Annotated in this window: 17 protein-coding genes; 3 read left to right on the forward strand and 14 right to left on the reverse strand. The window is 62.7% G+C overall.

Annotated features, from left to right (window positions below; translation table 11 throughout):
* Positions 1 to 81: 81 nt before the first annotated feature.
* The 13 genes from LFL96_RS26960 to LFL96_RS27020 all read right to left on the reverse strand — a co-directional run bounded on the left by LFL96_RS26960 (position 82) and on the right by LFL96_RS27020 (position 15,459).
* Positions 82 to 1,191 (reverse strand): fimbrial protein, encoded by a 1,110-nt coding sequence (locus tag LFL96_RS26960; RefSeq protein WP_281003747.1) that lies wholly within the window; start codon positions 1,189 to 1,191, stop codon positions 82 to 84.
* A gap of 126 nt (positions 1,192 to 1,317) precedes the next feature.
* Positions 1,318 to 2,295, reverse strand: a complete 978-nt coding sequence (locus tag LFL96_RS26965; protein WP_281003748.1) for a fimbrial protein — start codon at positions 2,293 to 2,295, stop codon at positions 1,318 to 1,320.
* A 44-nt stretch (positions 2,296 to 2,339) separates the two neighbouring features.
* Positions 2,340 to 5,030: a fimbria/pilus outer membrane usher protein gene (locus LFL96_RS26970; protein ID WP_281003749.1), complete on the reverse strand. Its 2,691-nt coding sequence runs from the start codon at positions 5,028 to 5,030 to the stop codon at positions 2,340 to 2,342.
* Positions 5,031 to 5,163: 133 nt separating this feature from the next.
* Positions 5,164 to 5,907 (reverse strand): fimbria/pilus periplasmic chaperone, encoded by a 744-nt coding sequence (locus tag LFL96_RS26975; protein ID WP_281003750.1) that lies wholly within the window; start codon positions 5,905 to 5,907, stop codon positions 5,164 to 5,166.
* Positions 5,908 to 5,984: 77 nt separating this feature from the next.
* Complete coding sequence (locus LFL96_RS26980) at positions 5,985 to 6,542, reverse strand: fimbrial protein (protein ID WP_281003751.1); 558 nt, start codon at positions 6,540 to 6,542, stop codon at positions 5,985 to 5,987.
* Positions 6,543 to 6,943: 401 nt separating this feature from the next.
* Positions 6,944 to 8,326 carry an MFS transporter gene (locus LFL96_RS26985; protein WP_281003752.1) on the reverse strand — a complete coding sequence of 461 codons (1,383 nt, stop codon included), beginning with the start codon at positions 8,324 to 8,326 and terminating at the stop codon, positions 6,944 to 6,946.
* 81 nt (positions 8,327 to 8,407) lie between these two features.
* Positions 8,408 to 9,847 carry an NAD-dependent succinate-semialdehyde dehydrogenase gene (locus LFL96_RS26990; protein WP_281003753.1) on the reverse strand — a complete coding sequence of 480 codons (1,440 nt, stop codon included), beginning with the start codon at positions 9,845 to 9,847 and terminating at the stop codon, positions 8,408 to 8,410.
* Positions 9,844 to 10,881 carry an aldo/keto reductase gene (locus LFL96_RS26995; RefSeq protein WP_281003754.1) on the reverse strand — a complete coding sequence of 346 codons (1,038 nt, stop codon included), beginning with the start codon at positions 10,879 to 10,881 and terminating at the stop codon, positions 9,844 to 9,846. Before LFL96_RS26995 ends, LFL96_RS26990 begins: the two co-directional genes overlap by 4 nt.
* Positions 10,882 to 10,944: 63 nt before the next feature.
* Positions 10,945 to 11,469, reverse strand: coding sequence for a formaldehyde-activating enzyme (gene fae, locus LFL96_RS27000; RefSeq protein WP_281003755.1), 525 nt, complete (start codon positions 11,467 to 11,469; stop codon positions 10,945 to 10,947).
* Between the two features lie 647 nt (positions 11,470 to 12,116).
* Complete coding sequence (locus tag LFL96_RS27005) at positions 12,117 to 12,407, reverse strand: H-NS histone family protein (RefSeq protein WP_281003756.1); 291 nt, start codon at positions 12,405 to 12,407, stop codon at positions 12,117 to 12,119.
* Between the two features lie 521 nt (positions 12,408 to 12,928).
* The gene (locus tag LFL96_RS27010; protein ID WP_281003757.1) at positions 12,929 to 13,132 is read right to left on the reverse strand and encodes a hypothetical protein; all 204 of its coding nucleotides are present in this window, start codon (positions 13,130 to 13,132) and stop codon (positions 12,929 to 12,931) included.
* Between the two features lie 477 nt (positions 13,133 to 13,609).
* On the reverse strand, positions 13,610 to 13,879 hold the full coding sequence (locus LFL96_RS27015) for a hypothetical protein (RefSeq protein WP_281003758.1): 270 nt from the start codon (positions 13,877 to 13,879) through the stop codon (positions 13,610 to 13,612).
* Positions 13,880 to 13,965: 86 nt separating this feature from the next.
* Positions 13,966 to 15,459, reverse strand: coding sequence for a sigma 54-interacting transcriptional regulator (locus tag LFL96_RS27020; protein WP_281003759.1), 1,494 nt, complete (start codon positions 15,457 to 15,459; stop codon positions 13,966 to 13,968).
* 313 nt (positions 15,460 to 15,772) lie between these two features.
* Between LFL96_RS27020 and LFL96_RS27025 the strand changes: the two genes are divergently transcribed.
* Together LFL96_RS27025 and LFL96_RS27030 are read left to right on the forward strand one after the other, a co-directional pair.
* Positions 15,773 to 17,173, forward strand: coding sequence for a GntP family permease (locus LFL96_RS27025; protein ID WP_281003760.1), 1,401 nt, complete (start codon positions 15,773 to 15,775; stop codon positions 17,171 to 17,173).
* A 106-nt stretch (positions 17,174 to 17,279) separates the two neighbouring features.
* Positions 17,280 to 17,687 (forward strand): RidA family protein, encoded by a 408-nt coding sequence (locus tag LFL96_RS27030; protein ID WP_281003761.1) that lies wholly within the window; start codon positions 17,280 to 17,282, stop codon positions 17,685 to 17,687.
* 59 nt (positions 17,688 to 17,746) lie between these two features.
* On the opposite strand, the gene LFL96_RS27035 is transcribed toward LFL96_RS27030, so the two are convergent.
* Positions 17,747 to 21,349 (reverse strand): ATP-binding protein, encoded by a 3,603-nt coding sequence (locus LFL96_RS27035; protein ID WP_281003762.1) that lies wholly within the window; start codon positions 21,347 to 21,349, stop codon positions 17,747 to 17,749.
* A gap of 353 nt (positions 21,350 to 21,702) precedes the next feature.
* Here LFL96_RS27035 and LFL96_RS27040 point away from each other — a divergent pair, with 353 nt between their 5' ends.
* The gene (locus LFL96_RS27040) at positions 21,703 to 23,409 is read left to right on the forward strand and encodes a PAS domain-containing methyl-accepting chemotaxis protein (protein ID WP_281003763.1); all 1,707 of its coding nucleotides are present in this window, start codon (positions 21,703 to 21,705) and stop codon (positions 23,407 to 23,409) included.
* Positions 23,410 to 23,668: the final 259 nt, after the last annotated feature.

Genomic DNA, 23,668 nt, shown 5'->3' on the forward strand with positions numbered 1-23,668 from the left:
CATCCCTCGTTCGAAATCAATTTCGCCCGTCGAACAGCCGCGCGCCCACGACGGGGGCGTTCGCGGGCATCATTCGATGCATCACCGATAACTCATCGTGAAGGTCGCAAGTGCTCTCAAAACGCCCCCGCCCAAGTTGCCTGTTCGAATGTATGCCGCAGTCAGCGGGATGGTTACAGCACCACTCTTTGTTCCCAGCGACAACCAGTTCGGACCGCCGGGTTGGCCGGCGGGATCACCAAAGGTTAGTGGAACCGAATTCGAAGATATCTGTATCCCAACGCCATTGGCCGTCGAACCTGGACCGGGCGTGAGGATGTTTGAAGTGTTGGACGGCGTTGACGCATCGGCTAGGGAAATGTACACGCCCGTTGGGCTACTACAGTTCAGACCTAGCGAAAAGTCGGTCGCGCCGGCAATTGAACCGATATTCGGCATGACTGCCTGAGACGCTCGTGGGAGCACTACGGAAACTGACGAATTCGTCACATTGCAGGTGCCCGGTTGAATCGATGGACCCGACGGCGCAACGATACGCTGCGTGGTCGTGTCGATGCAGGTGCCGGAGAACGTGACGTTGACAGCGGGGATAGCTAACGGACCTGATCCGTTAGGGCCCGTGACATAAATATCAGGAAAGAAATTAATGTTGGTCTGCCCCTCCTTTGGAGTAAATGCCGTCTTTTGAGGAAGAACTGAGACAATTTGGCTACCAGGGTCAGACATCTCAATCTGCGCGCCGATTCCGGGGACGTTCGTCAGAAAGATCGAAGGATTACCGGACCAAGGCGTACTGTCCACCGTTTCGCTTAGCGTAATCGGACAAGTGACATTCGAACTTGTCAATATCACGTTGCCGCCAAACCGGGCGACGACCTGGCCTGGAACCGCATTTGCCGGTATTTTGACGGCGGAACTAGCGACCGACGCCTCAATGACGCTCGCACCGTTCCCAAAATAAATCGTCCCCTTTGCCGCATATGCCGTCGTTGGCAAATAACAAGCCCCTACGATTGCCAACATCAGTATGACTGCACGTTTTGCGGTGATGGTCACGCGTGCGAATGCCAGGTTCACTCGTCGGCCGATTTTGCCTGGGTAAATCATGGAGTCCATTTTGAATTGATAACAAATAAGTTCATGTTGTGCGTCATTGCGCGGCGCGCAGCTCAAGCGCTTGTGCCGGGACATCTGGCACAGACGCCTGCATAACGGCCACGCAATGGCTTTCGATCGACGTATAAGCCTGCGAAACCTTCTCCGCTTTCTTCGGCATCACGTAGTCGATACGGCACGACTCCGCCGCCGATCTTCACTTCACTGGTAACTCATAGTAAAGATGCCGGTGGCGTTGACTCTCCCTGCCTTTACAGTGGCCGCGCTCAGGCGGTAGTACTGGGCGTAAAACGGGAACGAATCGTTGCCGAGCGTGGACGAAGTCAGCGGGAGCGCGGTACCGAGCGTGATGGGTTTTTGCGAGGCGTCGAGAAGCTGCACGCCGACGCCACTCGCGCTGCCGTTCGAGCCCAGCACAGATGGAATGCCGCTAGCGCCAGAGGCGGATGTAAACGTTATCGCGACGCTAATGCCTTTGTCGCAGTTAAGCGCGAGTGAAAACGGGGTCTTTGCTGCGACGGCGCCGGCATTTGCAAGCATGGACGGGCTGATCGTCGCCAGAGGAACCGTCTGGTAGGCCGTGGCGGCCGTGACGGAGCAGGTCACAGTCCGGATCGCGGTACCGTTCGCGATCTGCATTGTGTTAGTGCCATTATTGAGTACGACGCCTGTACCGAGTAGCCCAGTGAAGTAGTTCGCAACGGTGCTTGTGGGTGTAATCGTGCCGCCAGTGATGGTTCCGGTTTTGACGAGTTCCAAAGTACCGGACACGTTGAAACTTCCGTCGGCGGCGGTTGTTCCGAGCGATGATCTCACGTCGCAATAGCCCGATCCGATCAGCGGCGTGCCGCTACTGTTTCGCATGCGCATCCCGACACCTGCGAGGCCCGTACTGTATACGTCCGACGTACCGGAAACGGGATACTGCGAACTAGGGCAAGCTACGACCGTCTGGTTCGCCAGACTGCCAGCAGAACACTTTCCGGACAGCGTAAATGACTGCACGGTGCCTGGGATCACGTCCCCAACGGCAAGGTTGTTTGAAACCGCAATCGGTCCGTAGTTAAAAGTCTTCGGCAGCCCAGTGGTCGGGCAATCGGCTCGTGCGCTTGCCGTCCACCCGAACGCCATGACGGCGAGGAAAAGTACTTGCAGGAACCACCACTTGCGTTGCGACATCACACGCTCCTTTATTCAGTTTGAAGTTTCCCGATCGTCTGCCGTCAATACGCAAGTGCAGCCGGTTTTTCAGCGACTTCTGCCGTCATTTCCCCCGCCACGCAATGGCTTTCGATCGACGTATAAGCCTGCGAAACCTTCTCCGCTTTCTTCGGCATCACGTAGTCGATACGGCACGACTCCGCCGCCGCCGAGCCCCACTTCACGAACAGCGCACCCTGATCCTCCAGGCCCCGCGCGAAAATCCGGCTGTCCTGCGCGACGACGCCCACCGTCTTGCCATTCGCGTCCACCACATCCGCGCCGAACGGCAACGCCTTGCCACCCAATTGCGGTGCGCGGATCAACGCCGCGCGCCCGCTCACCAGCTTGTACTTGAGCATCACCACGGAACCGAGGCGCGGCACGGCCTGCTCCGAAGTCGACTGGAATTCGACGTCGGTGGACGTGCCTTTCGGATCGATATCGACGGTGTTCATGCCGTACGGCGTGAGGTAAGGCACCACCGCATATCCGCGACGATCGAGCTTCACGCCAGGCGCGCTGCTCACATTCGCGCCGGCTGCACCCGGCGCCTCGACGATGCCGAAGGTGTCGCCCACGGTCTGCGACAGCGTGACGCCGCCCGGATGCACAACCACCGATCCGCTGATCCCCGCCGACACCTGGCTCGATTGCGAGCCCGAGCTCGCGGACGCCGTCAGTTGCGCGTACGGCGCGCGGTACGTGCCGCTCACACCGGCGTTGCCGGTACTGCTGCCATTGCCGCTGCCATACGTGCCGTACGCGTTGTACGAATACTGGTTCGCATCGCCGAGCGAGCCGCTCAGGTTGGTCTGCATGTTCGTGGTACCCGAACCGGTCGACAGGTTCGCCGACAGAAGCGGCGCATGCTGACTATGGCCCAGCGGAATCGTGGTGCTCACCATGAACTGGTTCGACATCGAACCGTCCGAGTTACGCGTGCGGCCGGCCGTCACGCTGTACGTGCCGTACTTGTAGCTGTTCGTGTAACCGGCCTGATAGAACGTGTCGCTGCCGTCGTGATTCCAGTATTGCTGGGCCGACGCGCTCAGAAAAACCGTCCCGTACTTCTTGAAGCTCTGGTTGACCGTGAGCTGGAAGCGATTGCGTTGCCGATAAACCGAATTGGTATCGCCGCCACGCATCGCCAGATCGCGCACCGATGCCGCGTCCGAGAGGCTCATGAAGCCCGCCGTCGAATAACGGTAAGCCGCGACCGAAATGTTCGTGTTCGTCGGATCGATGAACTTGCTGTAGCCGATCCGCAAACTGGTGCCGCGCATCGTGCTTTCATTCGGCACCTGAGTTTGAGCGGCGGTCACGTCGGCCGAAAATGCGCCGAACTTCGTGTTGAGCGCGGCGCCGACATCGGCGGCCACATACCCGTTTGACGCAATGCCGCCGCCATAAGCCGTCACCAGATTCGTGAGGCCGCGCTGCAACGTGAATTGCGCGAAATTCGGCCTGGTATCGAGCGTCGCGTTACGCAACTGGCCAGCCGTCACCGAGAAGCGCGTGGTGCCCGGCCGCAGGGATTGCGCGACCGCGGCATACGGCACGGTGAAGCTCTTCGTGCGGCCGTCGGATTCCGTGACGGTCACGTCGAGATTGCCGCCGTAACCCGTCGCGTACAGATCGTTGATTTCGAACGGACCCGGCGACACGCTCGTCTCATAGATCACCTGACCGTTCTGGCGGATCGAGACACGCGCGTTCGTCTCGGCCGTACCGCGCACGACGGGCGCATAACCGCGCAACGACTCGGGCAACATGCGGTCGTCGGTCGCGATCTGCGCGCCGCGAAACTGCACGCTGTCGAACACGTCGCCGGTCGTGTTGCCGTCGCCGATCGTGACCTGCGATTTCAACGCGGCGACATCGTGCTGCACGTACGTCGCGATGTCGTCGAAACGCGTGCCCTGCCCCGTCTGCTGCGTCACCGACGATTGATGACGGAAATGCCACGCGCCGATATTCACGCCGGCATTCAGGCCGAGATAGCTTTGCGTCGACTGCATGCCCGAGCCGGCGGTGTGATAGGTGTTCGCGTTGTAGCTGACGAAGCCGGCGTTGACGCCCTTTTGCCACATCTCCGGCGGCACGTAGCCGCGCGCGGCGTTGCGCATGTATTTCTGCGGCACGCTCAGCATCAGCTTCTGCTCGGAGAAATCGAAATCGATCGAGGATTCGGGCACCAGCGCGGCCAGATCGACGCAATCGTCGGCATTCGCGGCGGCGTCATTAGCGTGCGCCGGCTGGGCGGCCAACGCGGGCGTCGTCGCATTCCCGGCTGCCTTGCCATTTTCGCCCGCACCCACCTTGGCGAAGTCGACGCCGAGCTTTTCCAGCATCTGACGGCTCAAACATGCCCGTGCATTTTTCCCTTCATGCGGCGCGACAAAATGCACGTCCTGACGCGCCACACGCACATCATTGACCCAGATATCGACTGAATAGACACCCGGCGACACGGTATTGCCGCGTGCGAATCGCGTGACGTCCACGCCTTGCGTGGCGTCGGTGCGCAGGAACGTCGTGTCGAACTGAACGGCATCCGCGCCGTTGGTTTCAGATGCATGCACGCTCGCCGACTGGACAGCGCCCAACACCGCGAAAACCGACAGTACGACGGCAGCAGCAGGGCGAAGTCCGAGCGAACTCACGCATTCATTGGCTTGAGCAAGCGACGGGTGACGAGGTGAAAGTTTCATGATCTGACCAACTCGATAATGTTTGCAACGGACGTGCGTCGACCCTGCGCGTTGCCGAGGCACCGCACGCCATGCGTTAGAAAAGTTGAGTGATGGGCGGAGACTTCCGCCCGACCGGCGCGACTTGCGCGGTCTATTGGCCGAGCGTCGCGTCGCCTTCGATCGCGCCGCCGTAGTCGCTGATTGCGGTGTAATGCACTTTGGCGCCCGAACCGGCCGCGTTCATCTTCGCGACCGGCAGAACCGCCGACGCATGCGGCGCAACCATGCCGCCCTGTTCGTTCTTGAAGACATGACCGCTGCTTTCCACGTCGACTTCGCTGAACGACACGTAATAAGGCGTCGGATTCGTCACGCTGACCGCCTGGCCCTTGCCGTCCGGCGATGCCGCGACCTTCCAGGTCAATTGCGTCGGCGCCTGCTCCGGATTGCCCGGCAATTTGGCCGGCCGCACGAAGACCTTGATGCGGGTCCGATAGGCCAGTTGCAGCGAGTTGGCGTCCGACGCGCCGTCCGTTTTCGGCGGAATGTCGAGCACGTTGAGCCAGTACACCGACTCGCGATCCTGCGGCAGCGCTTCGCCGCTATACATGACGCGCAGCGTCTGCGCTTTCTTTGCATCCATCCGGAAGATCGGCGGCGTGATCACGAACGGCACCTTGATCTCACCGGGCTTCGCATCGGGATTGCCGTCGTCCATCCAGACCTGTACGAGCGACGGACTGCGGCTGTCGTTGTCCAGTTTCACCGTGACTTCGCGCTGCTCGAGCGGATACACCACTCGCGTACCGCCGATCGTCACGCTTGCTTGCGCGCCGCCAGCCAGCAGCGCACACGCAAAACCGATTCCCATCGTCATTTTTCCGAGCAACTTCATCACAGCACCTTCGAAAGTAATCTTGAAAAAAACCCGTTAAAAAGGCGTTCGTATGCACGAACGCCTTCGGCCCTCGCTTACTGATACTGCATCGTGTATTGAACCGACGTGTTGACCGTGCCGGCAGTGGCCACGCCCGTCGAGTAGTACTGCGCGAAATACTTCAGGTTCGCGGCGCCGCCGGCGATCGTCGCCGAATTCGTCGAAATGTCGTTATTCGCATTCGTCGTGATGTTGATCGGCTGCATTTGACCGTTCAGCAAACGAACCTGCACTTTGGTCGCCGTGCCGGAGTTGTTGAGATAACCGCTGGTCTGGTCGACGGTCGGACCGTTTTCGAAACGGGCGATCGCCTTGGTTGCGGTGCCCGAGCAGCCGCTCAGGGCCAGCACGAGGTCGGTCGGGCTCGACGTGCCGCCGACGTTGCCCGCTGCGGACAGCGAACCTGCGGAGACGGTCGGCAGCGTGATCGACTTGTCGGCCGAGGTGCCGGTTGCCTTGCCGTTGATCGAACAGGTCGAATCCGACACCGTGCCGGTAATGGTGATCGTGCCGTCCGCTGCGTGCGCGCCGAACGATGCGAGGCCCAACAGACCGCTAGTGGCGATCGCGATGGCGGGGAAAATGGCTTTCATGTTGTTACTCCAGTGAATTAAATAAAGTGACTTGAATCGACAGCGAATCGATATAGGGTCTGGCTCGCCGTTGGCCCCTGGGCGCTCCAATGTTCCGTGCCGGGAAAAACGGCGGTCTTGACTTAGAAGCATTGGCCTTTCGTTCAGGCGCAAAGAAATATTAAGATTTGGTATGTCTTAAGTACCTCAGACGATTCTTATTTAATTGAGATGGACTGAGATAAACGAGAAGATTTAAGAAAGATTGGTTTTAATTTCAGATAAAAATAAGACTTGTCCGAAATTTTTGGATCACGCAGATACGTGTTCGCAGGAGCGATTCGAATCGCACAAAAGAAAACCCGCCGCATCGTTGCCGATGCGGCGGGTTTGGTTGAGTTCAGCGTTCGTTGGGGCCGGGTTTAAGTGCCGCTGGCTTCGTTTAGCGTGAGGTGCTTCGTCTCGGGCGCCCAGGCGATCGAGACCACCATGCCGATCAGCAGAACTGCGGCGAGCACGGTCATCGTCGCGTGAAAACCCAGGTGGACGATGCCGAGCGGCAGCAGAAACGTGCCCACCGCCGAGCCCAACCTGCTGCATGCGATCGCGAGACCGACGCCACAAGCTCGCACTTCGGTCGGAAAGCACTCGGGCGGAAAGACACCGACGAGATTCGAGAACGCCGACATCGTCAGCGTAAAGACCGCGAACGCGACGATCATGCCGAGCGTCGCCGATTCGGGCAGCACGCTCAGCGCAACCAGCGACAGACACGTCACCGCGAACGACCCGATCAGGAACATGCGACGCGACAGTTTGATCGTCAGCCAGATGCCGATCAGCGCGCCGAGCACGAGGAAGCCATTCAGCAGGAAATCCGCGCTCGAGTCGTTGTTCAGGTGGATCGCTTTCAGGATGGTCGGCAGGAACGTGTAGATCGCGAAATAAGGAATCACGAGGCACACGAAGAACGCGCAGTTGAAAATCGTCCGGCGAATCAGGTCTTTTCTGAACAGACGCGCGAAGCCGCCGGCGACGTGGCCATGGTCGTCATGCGCGCCGTCGAGCGTGACGTTGGCGCCAAAGTGTTTGAGCAGCACGGCACGCGCTTCCGCAAGGCGGCCGTTGTCGTGCAGCCAGCGCGGCGATTCCGGCGTGCCTATGCGCAGCACCAGCACGATCAACGCAGGAACGCCGGCGGACGCAAGCAACCAGCGCCATGCATCCGGCGACGCATCCGCGTAATGCAGGCCGAGCACGTTCGCCACCACGTAGCCGATCGTCCACACCACGCTGAATGACCCGAGCAGCGTGCCGCGATGTTTGCGTGGCGAGAACTCGGCGAGTATCGCGTGCCCCACCGCGAAATCGCCACCCATGCCGAAGCCGATCAGTACGCGCAACACGCACAATTCAGCCGGAGAGCGCACGTAAAACTGCGCGAACGCGGCCGCCGTGATGATCAGGAAGCTCAGCAGGAAAATCTTCTGACGTCCCAGCCGATCCGACAACCAGCCGAACACCAGGCTGCCGAAGAAAATCCCCATCAACGCGGAGCTGCCGATCATGCCCATCCAGAACGCGTCGAGCGGCATCTGCCGATTCATCGCGGCGAGCGCGTAGCCGATCGTGCCGAGCGCGAAACCCTCCGTGAAGTGCGCGCCGAACGTCAAACCGGCGATCTTGACGTGAAACGCGTTGAGCGGCACGTCGTCGAGCGGAATGGGACCGCGCGCCGGGGCCGGCGCGGCGGGCAAGGTAGGGGCGAGGCCGAGAGTGGCCGTCTGGATGTCCTGATTGCTCACGCTGTCTCCTTCGTGTTTATGAATGACTTTGCGTGGCCGGCATCATGCCGGCCACGCAAGGTTGTGCCGCGTGTTGCGTACTCAGCGCCCGAGGCCGCCCATCATCATGTATTTCAGCTCGGTGTATTCGTCGAGTCCGTACTTCGAGCCTTCGCGGCCCAGACCCGATTGCTTGACGCCACCGAACGGCGCGACTTCCGTCGACAGAATCCCTTCGTTGATGCCGACCATGCCGCTTTCCAGCGCCTCGCCGACGCGCCATGCCCGCGCCAGATCGCGCGTATAGAAATAGGCCGACAAGCCGAACGGCGTGTCGTTGGCGGCGCGGATCGCTTCTTCTTCGGTGTCGAAGCGGAAGCACGCGGCGACAGGGCCGAAGGTTTCCTCGGCGGCGATCAGCATCGAACTGGAGGCGTCGGCGAGTACGGTGGGTTCGTAGAACGTGCCGCCGAGCGCGTGGGGCTTGCCGCCGGTCAGCACCCGCGCGCCCTTTTGCAAGGCATCGGCGACATGCGTTTCGACCTTGCGCAACGCCGCCTGATTGATCAGCGGACCTTGCTCGACCTCGCCCTGCAACGCATCGCCCACCCGCATCTTGCGCACGGCATCGGTCAATGCCTGAGTAAAAGCTTCGTAGATGCCGCTCTGCACGTAGAAGCGATTCACGCACACGCAGGTCTGCCCCGTGTTGCGGAATTTCGATGCCATCGCGCCCTGCACGGCGGCATCGAGATCCGCATCGTCGAACACGATGAACGGCGCGTTGCCGCCGAGTTCGAGCGAGAGCTTCTTCAGCGTATCCGTCGACTGCTTCGCGAGCAGCTTGCCGACGCGCGTCGAGCCGGTGAACGACAGCTTGCGCACCACGTCGGATTCGGTGAGCGCGCCGCCGATCGCCACGGCATCGCCGGACACGATATTGAACACGCCCGGCGGAATGCCGGCCTGTTCGGCGAGCACCGCAAGCGCGAGCGCCGACAGCGGCGTTTCCTCGGAAGGCTTGAGCACCATCGTGCAGCCGGCCGCGAGCGCGGGGCCGGCTTTGCGCGTGATCATCGCCAGCGGGAAATTCCACGGCGTGATCGCCGCGACCACGCCGACCGGCTCGCGCGTCACGATGATCTTCGCGTTCGGGTTGGGACTCGGGATCACGTCGCCATACGCGCGCTTCGCTTCTTCCGCGAACCATTCGAAGAAGCTGGCCGCGTAGCCGACTTCGCCGCGCGCTTCGGCGAGCGGCTTGCCTTGTTCGAGCGTCAGCAGTTCGGCGAGCGCGTCGCGATGCGCGAGCATCAACTCGCCCCAGCGTTTGACGCGCGCGCCGCGCTCTTTGGCGGTCAACCCGCGCCATGCGGGCAACGCGCGCGCCGCTGCCGCGATAGCCTGCGTCGCTTCCGCCGCGCCGCCCTTGGCCACCTGCGCGATCGCCTCGCCCGTCGCGGGATTCAGAACGGCGTACGTGCTCGCGCCTTGATACCACTTACCGCCGATGTAATGACCTGTCCGCAGAAATTCGTTCATGCCGCCTTCTCCAGATCCTCGACGAAGCCGGCTTGCGCAAGCCGAGGTTCACGGGCAATACGACGACCCGCGGTGTAATCGTTGATCAGATCGCACGGGGTGTAGTTGCGCTCGAGTTCGAACAGCTCGTCCACGGACAGCGTGGTGTTGAGCGCGGCGAGCGCGCTGTCGAACTGCGCGGGCGTGTCCGCGCCGACCAGCATGCTCGCGACGCCGTGATGATTGAGCACCCACGCCTGCGCAATCTGCGCGGCCGACACGCCGCGCCGCGCCGCCACCCGTGCGACCGACGCGGCAATCTCGCGCGACGCCCGGTCGCCATACATTTGCGCGGTGAAGAAGTCGGTCTGGTTGCGCGTCGAGTTCGGATCGCAGGTGAGCAGACCGCGAGCGAGCGGACTGAACACCGACACGCCGACGCCCTGATCCTGGCAATACGGAATCATTTCGCGCTCTTCCTCGCGATACGCGAGATTCAACTGCAGTTGCATGTTGATCGGCTTGTGCCAGCCGTTGCGCTCGCAGACCTGCATGATCTTCGCGAACTGCCACGTGTACATGGTCGAGACGCCGATATAGCGTGCCTTGCCGGCGCGCACGATGTCGTTCATCGCGCCCATGGTTTCCTCGACCGGCGTGTTGACGTCGAAGAAATGCAGCATGTAGAGATCGACGTAATCCATGCCGAGGCGCGCGAGCGAACCGTCGATGCCGTCCATGATGTGCTTGCGCGAATGTCCGCCGGCGTTCTGATAGGCGCCCATGTCGTAGCCGACCTTGGTGGTCACGACGATTTCCTCGCGCCGTGCGAGGCGCTTCAGAATGCGCCCCACGACTTCCTCGCCGACGCCGGTCGAATAGAAATCCGCGAGGTCGATGAAGTTCACGCCGGCTTCGAGCGCGTGACGGACGATCGGCTCGCTTTGCGCTTCGTCGAAGATCCACGGCTTCCATTGCGGCGTGCCCATGTTCATCGTGCCGAGGCACAAACGCGACACCTTCAGGCCGGACTGGCCGAGGCGAATGTATTCCATGATGTTGTCTCTCATCGGGTGGCAGGTGGCGGCTCGCATGCGGTCAAACGACGCCGCGCGTGATCACCGTTGCTTCGGCGTGTAGAACGGGTTCGATACCTCGCGCGCGGCGGCGAACACTTCGTCGCGATGCGGCAGGCCTTTCATCGCCGCGAGAATCGCGTTTCTGCACGCGCGGTAGTTGTTGTCGAAGACGGCGTCGAGATCGTCGGTGGCGGGGTTCACCCAGTTCGCCGACACGACGACCCAGTCGTTTTCCGCTTCGGGCGGCAACGTGCCGTTCTCCAGCGATTCGGCCACCGCCTTCGCGATGCCCGCCTGCGATGCGCCCCACGTCGCGTTGCCGTGGAACTCGCTGCCGATCTGCGCCTTGTTCACATAGAGCGTCAGCGGTTTGGTCGGCACGCCGGGACGCGCGATCACGACGAACGGCGCGTGTCCCGCCGACGGCGTCGCGAGCGCGGTCGCGAACGCCTGGCCCGCCGGGCCGTTGCGCGGCCCGACCAGCACGTTGATGTGGGCGAGATTGACGCCGGGGCCTTCGAATCCTTCGCCGATAAAGAGTTGTTTGTCCATCGATGCGTTCATGCCGATTCCGTTGCGGTAGGGGGATGAGCGGATTGTGCGGCGGGGTGTCGACGACCCTGTATCGATGAGTTTTGATGCAGGGTATGAGGCGAACTCAACTCCGGGTTTGTCCGGAGCAGGCGGCTCGGTGAAGGTGCGCGAGCGCAAAGGTGAGGGTTTTCGGGAAGAGCGACAGCGATCGCGTCACAAACGCATAAAGGTGAACGCGAGTGACGACGCTGGCGCACCGGCAGCGCGGAGCCGACACGCCATCCACACGAGCTTGAAACGAAGGTAAGCGTATGAGGCGAGGTTATGCGTGAATCTTCGGATAGCCTGGGAACGCCTGCCAGCAAAGGCTGGCGCGGGTTTCGGGCAGCGTGTCGCGTCAGCCGGAACGGCAGCGCGGATCAAACGGCACGGTGCGTCTCACGCTGAAACCAGGCTCACCGAACCAACTCGAACCGGCATGGGTTCGTGCGGACTTATCCATGACCGTAGCCTCGAACGAAGGTCAAAGGTGAGCGTTTTCGGGACTCGGCCAGCGGTGCGGAAAGTCGCACGCGTGGCATCACTTCAGAAAAACGGCGGCCTGGTCACGGCGACAGACGCCGCACCGGCGGGCATTTCGAATTGAATCGATCGAGATCGACGCGCGTCGACGCGCATCAACCGTCGATCAAAAACCGTTCGCGGTTCTTCCCCGCCAGCCAGCTCGGTGACCGGCCACGCCCGCTCCACGTCTCGCCGGTTTTCGGATTCCGGTATTTGGCAACCGATACCGATTTCCGCCCCGCCGCGCGTTTGCTCGTGAAGCCGAGTTCCTCGGCGGTCAGGTCGTATTCGGCGATCTTCTGCTTGATGTCGGCGATCGCCTGCTCGATCTCCTTCTCGCGAGCGACGGCGACTTCCTTATGAAGTTTTTCGAGCTGCGCGGTCAACTGCTTGTACGTGGCCATGGCGGATGCTCCGGTCGGGTGGACGAACTGCAGGATGCTAGGGTGGAAAGTCCCTCGCGGACACTATCAGACGAATAAAACGCCGGATAGAGAGTGGTGCTCGCTGTCGCAGGTCGTGTTACGGGACGTTTCGTGGCCGCGGGCGGCACGTTCAGTCATGAATCGCATCGTACACGCGACGCCCGCCGTCGAGTACCTTGCGCGGACAACTGCCGGCGCCGTTAGCCGACTCTGCTGACTATTTTGTTGGCTGCGGAATTATTCTGTAATCAATGGAGAGGTTTTTCATATTCACGCCGCGCATGGACACACCGCTCCATTCAAATTATTGAATAACTGACGTGTTTAATCGGTGTCCGACGCGAGGAACAGAAAACCCATGCAGGAATAATTGGAGCGTTGACAAAGATCGGATAAAAGAAGGCGCGGCCAGTTAATCGGAAACATTGACCGTTACCGCGCGTCTTCAGAAAACGTTACCTTTGCAGGGGTGACATGCCGTGTGCCGTTCCGGGGAGCGGTCACACTTTCTGCCGCAGTTCGAGTTCGGCGAGTACGGCATCCAGTCGCCTGATCCGGTTCGCCTGCGCCGGCATCCGCACCGCGCCCGACACCGAGTCGATGCGGCTGCGCCAGTACGACAGCGGAATACGGTCCGCGGCAGAGATATGCGAGATGACGTGTTCGAGATGGACGATATCTCGTTCGAGTTGGTGATGATCCATTGGCTTTCCCCGGAATGCTCGTTGAACTAGTTTCGACGCAAGATTTCAAGCATAAAGCGTGCCTTCGACGGAACGCTCTTTTTTATTCTTACGGAAAATTATTCTTCATCCCTTTTCACCTCGACGATAAAACCAGCAAAACATGCAGAAGGTTTATAAAGCGAAGCCGCCATAAAAGCGTACTGCCGATAAACTTCGCGTTCCGTTAGGTGCCGCACCGACTCCGCTGAACAAACGGCAGAAAAACCGGCATCGGTAATAACACCGGCAACCGATGATTAATCGGAAAATAAGACGTTAAATCAAGTTTTGTATGATAATTTTGCGACGACGCCATGACTTGGCGTGACGGTGACAATTGCGACTGAATTTGCTTTTATGACAGAAAACCCATTCCGCCGTCCGGCGAGTATGGCGCTTCAAAATGAAGGTTGTGAGACGGTCTGGAGCGATCGCCGGCGTGGCGCCGGCGACGCATCACTTGGCGCGGCAGGCGTAGATCAGGCTGAGCGTGCCGTTATCGCTGGATTGGCGCACCACGTCATAGCCGCCGCCGCAACTGGCGTTGGCCTGCTGCGCGCATGAATCGGAGCCGGCCGGGCATTGGACCAGCACCGTCGCGCGGCCGTCCGACAGAAACAGCGGCGCGCTGCTGCTGCAACCACCCAACACGACGAATGCGCCGGCCGCCAGCGTGACGCCCGCCCGGCGCGCAAAGAGGGAGAGACTGCATTTCCTGCGTTTCATTTGAAACCCCGATCACGTCTTGTTTTTCGATCACCGGATTGTGCCACGCGGCAATTACGCTGCGTCACCCGGCATCGCGGCTTTCGTTACACGTCGATGCCATAGGCCGCGATCTTCTTGTAGAGCGTCGCACGGCCCATGCCGATCTGCATCGCCGTGTCGGTCACGCGGCCTTCGTTGGCGCGCAGGGCGTCGCTCAGGAAACGCTTCTCGAAGGCCGCCATGGCGTCGCTCCATGAAAGGGTGTCGAACGTCACGGGCGCGGGCTCGGCCATGTCGATCGTTGCCGCCGCACCGGTGCGGGGCGCGTCGCCCGACGCGGCGACCGCACCGCGATGACCGCCTTGCGTCAGGCCGATGAACGGCGCGAGCGCCTGCGCATCGATCCGTTCGCTGTCGGACAACATCACCGCCCGCTCCAGCGTGTTGCGCAATTCCCGCACATTGCCCGGCCATGCGTAGGCGCATAGCAGTCGCAGCGCGTCGTCCTGCAATTCGAAGTGGCTGGCGCCGCGCGCTTGCGTCGACAGGTCTTCGAGCATGGCGTAGGCAAGCGCCTCGATATCGGATGCGCGTTCGCGCAGCGGCGGCGCCAGGATCGTCAGCACGTTCAAGCGATAGAACAGGTCCGCGCGGAAGCGGCCCGCGGCAACCAGCGCGGGCAGATCGGCCGACGTCGCCGCGATGATCCGCACGTCCGCGCGCACGATCCGGTTCGAACCGAGCGGTTCGAACTCCTTGTCCTGCAGCACGCGCAACAGCTTGCCCTGCAACGGCAGCGGCATGTCGCCGATCTCGTCGAGAAACAGCGTGCCGCCGTTCGCCAGCTCGAATTTGCCGACGCGGCCTTTACGGTCCGCGCCGGTATACGCACCCGGTGCCGCGCCGAAGAATTCGACCTCCAGCAAGGTATCGGGAATGGCCGCGACGTTGACCGTCACGAGCGGCTGATTCGCGCGCGCCGAGCCGCCGTGGATCGCATGCGCGAGCAGTTCCTTGCCGGTGCCGGTTTCGCCGAGCAACAGCACCGGCGATTCCAGCTGCGCCGCGCGCCGCGCCTGGCGTTTCACTTCGAGACTGGCAGCGCTCGTCCCGACGAAACTGCCAAACGTATATTTAGCGCGTCGCGCCTGCGCGAGCGACTGGCGCGTCGCGATCAATTCTTCCTGCACGCGCGAGTAATGCGAGAAAAGCGGCGTCAGCGCCTTCAGTTCGTCGAAGAGCGCGAAGCCGACCGCGCCGACCGTCTCGCCGGCATCGTCCTTCAGCGGCAGACGGGTCACGACGAGCGGTTCGCGGCCGGTTTCCAGAATATCGAGCAGAATCGGCTTGCCGGTCTTCACGACTTCGCGCATCAGGCTGTTCGGAATCACCGCTTCGCAATCGCGGCCGATGGCCTGCTGCGGGTCCGAGAACCCGAAGCGCGCCGCATAGCGCTTATTGATCCAGACGACGCGCGCTTCCGCATCGACGATAAACGTGCCTTCGCTGAAGTTTTCGAAGGTGCGGAACAGGGAGTCCATCGCGCGGCGCAGGACATCGCTGTAGGAAAGGGGAAGACCCGCCCAGTCGTTCATCATGTTGTCGCCGTCTCCGGGTAGGGTTTTAATTGGGCTTGTCTCATTTGGTAGACAATTTTATCCCACTGGAGAGACGGCCAATAAGGCCGTCGCATCGGCATTTTCCCTTGTTTACCCGTATCTTCCGACAAATTCAGTCCCGATTTTGAGACATTTGAGTACAATCGATCGCAGCGCATTCCGAAGTTCGGCCTGAGAAATCAAGGCACTAGCCGTTGCGCCGCTTGTGGCACGGAACCTGCATTTGCCGCCGCCGTGCCGTCGCATCCTCAAAGACGGCGACTACGTAGAACAACCAAGCTCTGGAGACTCAATGTCCTTTGTCATCGTCCTTGCCGCGCTGGCGTTCTTGATGTTCGCCGCGTATCGCGGCTACAGCGTCATTCTGTTCGCGCCGATCGCCGCGCTCGCCGCCGTTCTGCTGACCGACCCGGCCGCCGTCGCGCCGGTCTTCACCGGCATCTTCATGGAGAAGATGGTCGGTTTCGTGAAGCTCTATTTCCCGGTGTTCCTGCTGGGCGCCGTGTTCGGCAAGGTGATCGAGCTGTCCGGTTTCTCGGAGTCGATCGTGGCCGCCGCGATCCGCTATATCGGCCGCTCGCGCGCCAATGCGGTGATCGTCGCGGTGTGCGCGCTGCTCACCTATGGCGGCGTATCGCTGTTCGTGGTGGTGTTCGCGGTGTACCCGTTCGCCGCCGAGCTGTACCGCCAGAGCAATATTCCGAAGCGCTTGATGCCCGGCGCGATCGCGCTCGGCGCATTCTCGTTCACGATGGATTCGCTGCCCGGTACGCCGCAGATCCAGAACATCATCCCGACCACGTTCTTCAAGACGACCTCGTGGGCCGCGCCGACGCTCGGCGTGATCGGCTCGCTGTTCATCATCGTGGTGGGTTTGACGTATCTGGAATGGCGCCGCCGCGCGGCGATGGCGACCGGCGAGGGCTACGGCACGGCGCTGGTCAACGAGCCGGAGCGCGTCGAATCGAAGCAACTGCCGCATCCGCTGCTGGCGGTCGCGCCGCTAGTGCTGGTGGGCGTCGCGAACTTCTTGCTGACTCGCTGGATTCCGAACTGGTACGGCGCGTCGTACACGGTTGCGCCGGACATTCTGCCGGGCATTCATGCACCGGTCACGACGACGATCAAGAGCGTGGTCGCGATCTGGGCCGTGGAAGGTGCGCTGCTGATCGGCATCGTGATGGTGGTGATTACCGCGTTCAATCGGGTGCGCGAGCGCTTTGCCGTCGGTACCAAGGCGGCGGTGGCGGGTGCATTGCTGGCGTCGTTGAACACGGCGTCGGAATACGGTTTCGGCGGCGTGATCGCGGCGTTGCCGGGCTTCCTCGTGGTCAGCGATGCGCTGAAGAGCATTCCGAATCCGCTCGTCAACGCGGCCGTGTCGGTGAGTTCGCTGGCGGGCATCACGGGGTCGGCGTCGGGCGGGATGAGTATCGCGCTGGCGGCGATGTCGGACGTGTTCATCAAGGGCGCCGAAGCCGCGCATATTCCGATGGAAGTGCTGCACCGCGTGGTCGCGATGGCGAGCGGCGGCATGGATACGCTGCCGCATAACGGCGCGGTGATCACGCTGCTGGCGGTGACGGGGCTGACGCATCGTCAGTCGTATCGCGACATTTTCGCGGTGACGGTGATCAAGACGATGGCGGTGTTCTTCGTGATTGGGGTTTATTACGCGACGGGGTTGGTTTGAGGGAGTGAGGGGGCGACCGAGGTGGCGGCGCCAATGCGCAATACGCGCACCGGAATCACTTTTATTCGGTTAGCGTAACGTTTCTCGCCAACCCATCGCCTCGCCCATGACCACCGCGCCCACCTTCTGGATGATCCCGACCGCGCCCACGCCGGTCGGTCCTTTCTCGCACGCCACCGAAACCGACGGTTGGGTTTTCCTGACCGGCCAGATGCCCACCTCGCCGACCGACGACGACGCGCCGCTCCCCGAAGGTGTCGTCGCGCAAACGCAGCGCGTCATGGACAACCTGAAGCTGGTTCTGGAAGGCGTCGGTCTCGGCCTGCAGCACGTCGTCGCCGCGCGCATTTTTCTGACCGAGTTCAAGCGCGATTACGCATCGATGAACGCCGTCTACCGCGCTTACTTTCCGCCCAATGCGTTGCCGGCGAGAACCTGCATCGGCGTGACTGCGCTGGCTCGCGATGCGCTGGTCGAGATCGATTTCATCGCCCGGCGCGCGGGACCGGGTTGATTCGCGACCTCGTCAGCAACCCGGCGACGCAAGCCGGTTAGCGCGCACGCGCGAGTCGGCTACCCATCAACCCCAAAGCGATCGATCAACGCGTCATGCAGCGAGATGGCGCGTTCGTCCATCTCCGTGGTCCACTGCGCACTTTCCCGGCACAGCCGCTGCAACTCGCGGCATTGCCGCGCGAAGTCCGTTTCCTGCACGACCAAAAACGCGCCGCCCGCGCTATGCGCCCAGCCGGCCAGCGCCTCGCGATTTTCCTGCTCGACGATCGTCGTCAGACGGGGCAACTCACTTTGCAGATGGGTTTTCAGCATCGCCTCGTAGCGTGCCTTGTCGTCCGCGCTGAGGATAGCGGGTGCGTCGGCGGCATTGTCTTCGCTAGCGGTAGTACCCGGCGCCGAGTTGCTCGCGCGCCGCGCCGCCGTCGCGACCTCCAGCAACGCCGCTTCCAGCTCCGCCAAAGACGCCGGCTTCGCCACATGCCCCGCAAATCCGCGCTCACGCCAGGCGGCATCGTCCCGACTATCGGTGACGGCGCTGAACGCCAGCACGGGCATGTCCGGGCGTGACGTTCGCAGCCGCGCCAGCAACGCATATCCATCCATCACGGGCATATGGATATCGCTCAAGAGCACGTCGAAATGCGCCTGCTCGACGGCAGCGAGCGCTTGCCGTCCGTCGCCGACGAGCGTCGGCAAGCAGCCCAGCGCAGCGAGCTGTTCGACCACCAGGCTCTGAATCAACGGATTATCTTCGGCCACGAGCACCGTCAGCCCCTGCAACGCCGGAGCCACTTCATGCGGCGCTGAAGCGACCGCGTCGACAGAAGCCGCAACAGTTGCAGCAGTTGCAGCAGCCTCATCCGCCATCGCGCCACCCGCCGCCAGATCGACCGCGGTGAACACCGCCTTGCGGCTAAACTCGCTCGCTTCGAATACGCCGTCCGCGCATTCAGCCGGCCTATGCGGGCCAGCGTACGTGATCCACACCGCACCGACGGCCTGAATCTCACGCAGCGCGCTCACCGCATCGAGCTCGTATTCGCCAGTCACGACCAGCACATCCGGACGATTCACGCGCAGCCACGCCAACGCTCCACGCATCGACGTTTCCGTATGCACGCTCCAGCCTTTCCTCTGCAGGCCGATTTCCAGCAACAACCCCGACTCGCGCTCCTGACAAACCACCAGCGCATTGCCACGGCGCGGCGGCTCGACGGCCGGCGTGCGCGACTCCACGGGCGACAGCGCAAGCGGAATCGACACGCTGAATGCGCTGCCGACACCCAGCACGCTCTCGACCGAAATATGTCCGCCCATCAGCTCGCACAACCGCGCGCAGATCGACAGCCCGAGGCCCGTGCCGCCGGAGCGGCTCGACGTGCTCGCCTCGCCTTGCACGAACGGATTGAACAGCCGCGCCACCAGCGCCTGATCCATGCCGATCCCCGAATCGCATACCCGGCAAACCAGCACCGGTTTGCCCTGGGGATCGTCGACGATCCCGGCGCTCAACGTGATCTTTCCGCACGACGTGAACTTGAACGCGTTGCTCAGCAGGTTGTTCACGATCTGCGCGATACGTGTGCGGTCGCCGCGTAGTTCCTGATCGAGCGTCGGCGACAGATGCGCGTAGAACCGGATCGGCCGGTCCGCCTTCATCGGCGCATACGAAAGCGCGATGTTCTCCAGATCGTCGACGGGACGGAACACCTCGCAGACAAGCTTCATCTCGCCCGCATCGATCTTCGAAAAATCGAGGATGTCGTTGACGATGCCGCGTAGCGCGTTGGCGGCGACGCCGAGCGTCGCGAGCCGCTGCGTATGCGCTTCGAGTCCCGGCGTCCGCGAAAACAGTTCGAGATTGCCGAGCAACGCGTTCAGCGGCGTGCGGATCTCGTGACTCATCGACGCGAAGAAGTTCGAGCGCGCCCGCATCATGTCTTCCGACGTCTGCTGCGCGAGCCGCAATTGCTGTTCGAGTTCGTGCTGCGCGGTGACGTCGAGAATCGCGCAGAACAGCACGTCCTGATCCGCGTAGCGGGCCGGCGCGTAGGTGAACTGGAGGAAGCGATCGGCCGCCGTGTCGCGCTCGTCCGGGAGCACGGCCGTTGGCGCGGCTGGTGTGGTCGGCGTGGCGGCTGGCGTCGCAGGCACGACAAACACGGCAATCTTCGCGAACGCATTGACCGACGGTTTATCCGGCGCCTGCGCATGAAACTCGTCGACGATATGCGCGGGCAAGCGCTGCCCGCCCGGCTCGATCCGCAACAGTTCGAACGCGAGCGCATTCGCGGTCAGGATCGCGTGATCGCTTTGCCGGACGATGCACAACCCCACCGGCGTCGCGCTCACCAGAATGCGGTTGATGGTCTCGCTCTCCAGCGCCCGCGACGTCTCGGCGAAACTGACGCGCAACAGCCGCAAGCCCCAGAAGCGCGCGGTCAGCGCAATCGCGCACAGCGTGAGCAGCGCGAGCGAAACCAGCACCGCGAGTTGCCAGCCGAGCGCGGCGGCGAGGCCGCGCCACGTCACGTAACCAACCAGCGCGCCGAAGCCCGGCGTCAGCGGTTCGTAGAAGACGACGCCATCGCGTGTATAGCGCGTCACGTCGGGCTGCGTGCGGGTCACGACGCCTTGCAGCATCGCTACGCGTCGGGCGTCGAGCGGCGGCGACGACAGGATCAGGCGATGGTCGGCCATCATCAGCAGCATCGCGCCCTCGCGGTCCGGCCATTTCAGATGCGCGGGCAGCGCCTCGACCGGGATGCTGACTGCGATCAGCGTGACGGGTTCGTCATTCGCGTCGTAGTACGCGCTAAGCGCCGAGATCACCGTGATGCCTTGCAGCGGGTCGCGATAAGGGCCGAGCCAGACGCGCTCGCCTTTCGCGGGCATGCGCTTGCCGGTTTGCGTCTGGAGTTCGTGCAGCAGGGTCGTGCGCAGCGTGGCGATCGCCGACGGTTGCAGCGGCGTGGTGCCCGTCGTGACCGCCGATTTTGCCGGGCTCGGCGCGTTTGCCGTATTCGCCACGTCCGTGGCGTTCGCGGCATTCGCGCCATTCGCGCCATTCACGCGATTGCCGCCATTTGCCCCCGCGCCGCCGTTCAGCGACGGCAGGATCGCCGCATAGTCGCGATCCAGCCCAAGCAGCACCGCGCGTTGACGCAGTTCGAACGCCTGCTGCGTGACCAATGTCGATTGCGCCGTTTCATACAGACGCCAGAGTTGCGAGCCGAAATCCGCGCCCCAGGCATCGCGCGTCGCGTCGCTCACCAGCAGATCGAAACCCGCGTCGATCCGGCCCACATCGCCGCGCGCGACGCCATTGCGGCGGATCGCGTCTTCGACCGCATCGGGCACGCGCAAGACGTTCTGCGTGTTCCGGTAGTAATCGACGGTGAACTCGGTGCGCCGCAGGAACGACTCCTCGCGATGCAGCACCAGCGAGATATCCGCCGCATTCTGCGCGGCGTAGGTGCGCAGGTAGTCGAGTTGTTTGTCCGCGCCGATCCCGGCGAGCACGAGCGCGAACACGACGACGATCAGCATCAGCGAGGCAATCGTTGCCAGATATACCCGTTGCTGACGCTTCGCGCTGTATTTGAGCGAAGCGAACGCGTGCGCCAGTGATTCCTGAGTGCGATCGAGGATCTTTTGCATGGCTCGCGTGGCAGAGGAAGCGTGAGCGGGCCGGTCGAACGTCGCGGCGCCCCCGGCAAGGCGGTGAAGCAGTGAAGCGATGAAGCGGTAACGCGGCGACTGCGGCGGAGAACCGCGCCTGCAGGCCTTATACGGGCGAAGTGTAGCGCTTTTGTCCGACACATCCGGCGGCATCGGGCGCCCGTTCCGGCGGCTACGCGAAACGCATGAAATAACCCTGCATTAACGGCCAGGCGCCGCCTAAACCTGAGTGGTTTACTGGGAAACCCTCAAGCGAACGCAAAAAATTGCCGTTATTCCTTGCAACACCGTAAGCACTGCAACCCGCCGGGGCAGCATCAGCAAGGAACGCCATGCGCAACAACCAGCCCGTTACCGGGCATGAATACGAATTCCCTTCGTCGCAAATGCTGGTTTCCGCGACCGACCTCACCGGCCGTATCCAGTACTGCAATCCCGCGTTCATCGCCGTGTCGGGTTATACGCGCGAAGAGCTGATCGGTCAGCCGCACAACCTGATCCGCCACCCGGACATGCCGCGCGACGCCTTCGCCGATCTGTGGACGACGATCCGCGACGGCCGTCCGTGGACCGCGCTCGTCAAGAATCGCCGCAAGAACGGCGACCACTATTGGGTCCATGCGAACGTCACGCCGGTGGTCGAGAAAGGCGCGATCGTCGGTTATCTGAGCGTGCGCGTGAAACCGGACCGCGAAGCCGTCCGCGACGCCGAAGCGCTGTACGCCCGCATGCGCGAAGGCCAGGCGCGCGGCCGCAAGCTGCGCCGTGGCGTGGTGGTGCGCACCGGCCTGCTCGGCCGCCTCCAGGCGCTGATGCGTCTGCCGGTCGCGACGCGCGCCGCCATCGGCTACGCGCTCACGCCGCTGGTGCTGCTGGCGGCCGGCTTCGCCGCCTGGCAGGGCGTGCCGCCCACACCGTTCTGGATCGCCTTCGGCGTGACCGCCGCGCTCAGCGTGGTGCTGTGGCAGGTGCTGACGCGCCAGCTCGCGACGCCGATCCGCGACATGTCGGGCATCGCGACGCGTCTCGCCGCGGGCGATCTGACCGCCGATCTCGAAATCGCGCGTCACGACGATCTCGGCGACGTGCTGCAGGCGTTGAACCAGTTGAAGGCCAATCTCGCGGCGATCGTGTTCGACGTACGCGCGCAGATCACCGGCATGCTCGACAACGCGCGGGAAATCTCCAGCGGCAACGTCGACCTCGCGCGTCGCACGGAAATGCAGGCGGCGTCGCTCGAGGAAACGGCGGCGACCATGGAGCAACTGACCACGACCGTGCAGGCCAACGCCGACGCCAGCGTGCGCGCGCTCGATCTCGCCAAGGACGCGCAGGCGGCAGCGGCCGTCGGCGGCCAGATCGCCGGTCAGGTCGAACAGACGATGGCCGGCATCACGGCCGCCTCGCGGCGTATCGCGGACATTACCAGCGTGATCGACGGCATCGCGTTCCAGACCAACATCCTCGCGCTGAACGCCGCCGTCGAAGCGGCGCGCGCCGGGGAATCGGGCCGCTCGTTCGCGGTCGTCGCGGGCGAAGTGCGGATGCTGGCGCAGCGCTGCGCGGCGTCGTCGAAGGAAATCAAGTCGGTGGTCGAAGCGAGCGCCACCGAAGTCGCGGCGGGCACCGAACTGGTGTCACGCACCACCTCGCAGATGCGCGTGATCGACGAAGCCGTGAGTCGCGTGTCGTCGATCATCGTCGAAGTGGCGAATGCCAGCAGCGAGCAGGCCGAGGGGATTCGCCAGGTCAACCAGGCGGTCTCGCATCTGGACGGCGCGACCCAGCAGAACGCGGCGCTCGTCGAGCAGGCGGCGGCCACCGCGCAGCGGCTCGCGGAACAGGCCGACGTGCTCGACGAAGCCGTGCGCCTGTTCACCGTGGCCGAGGCTGAGCCAGCGCCGCGCGCCGCGCCGGCGCGTCCGGCCGTGACGTCGAACGCCACAGCCACTCCCGCACCGGTCGCACCGGCGAAACGCGGCGCCGCGCGCCCCGCTCACACCCACGACGACAGCCACGAAGCAGCGACATTGTTCTGATAGATCGGCGTTACTCCCACCTCGACAGTGAGGTATTGACGCATCACGATTGAACCGTCAGCGCCCAACCTGGTTGCACGGGCCGGCTGACCCGAGTAACAACGGCGTTTAGCGGCCCGTCCATCGATGGACGGGCTATTTTTTTGCCCGCTCGCCATGCTTGTCACGATGGCCATGATTGCCACGCCCTTGAACATGCCGCCCCCCAACGGTGAGGAAATACGGGAGCCGTCGTATAACCTGCGCCTAACCGGCGCTT

Origin of the sequence: Paraburkholderia sp. D15, assembly GCF_029910215.1 — a bacterium.
Lineage (GTDB): Bacteria > Pseudomonadota > Gammaproteobacteria > Burkholderiales > Burkholderiaceae > Paraburkholderia.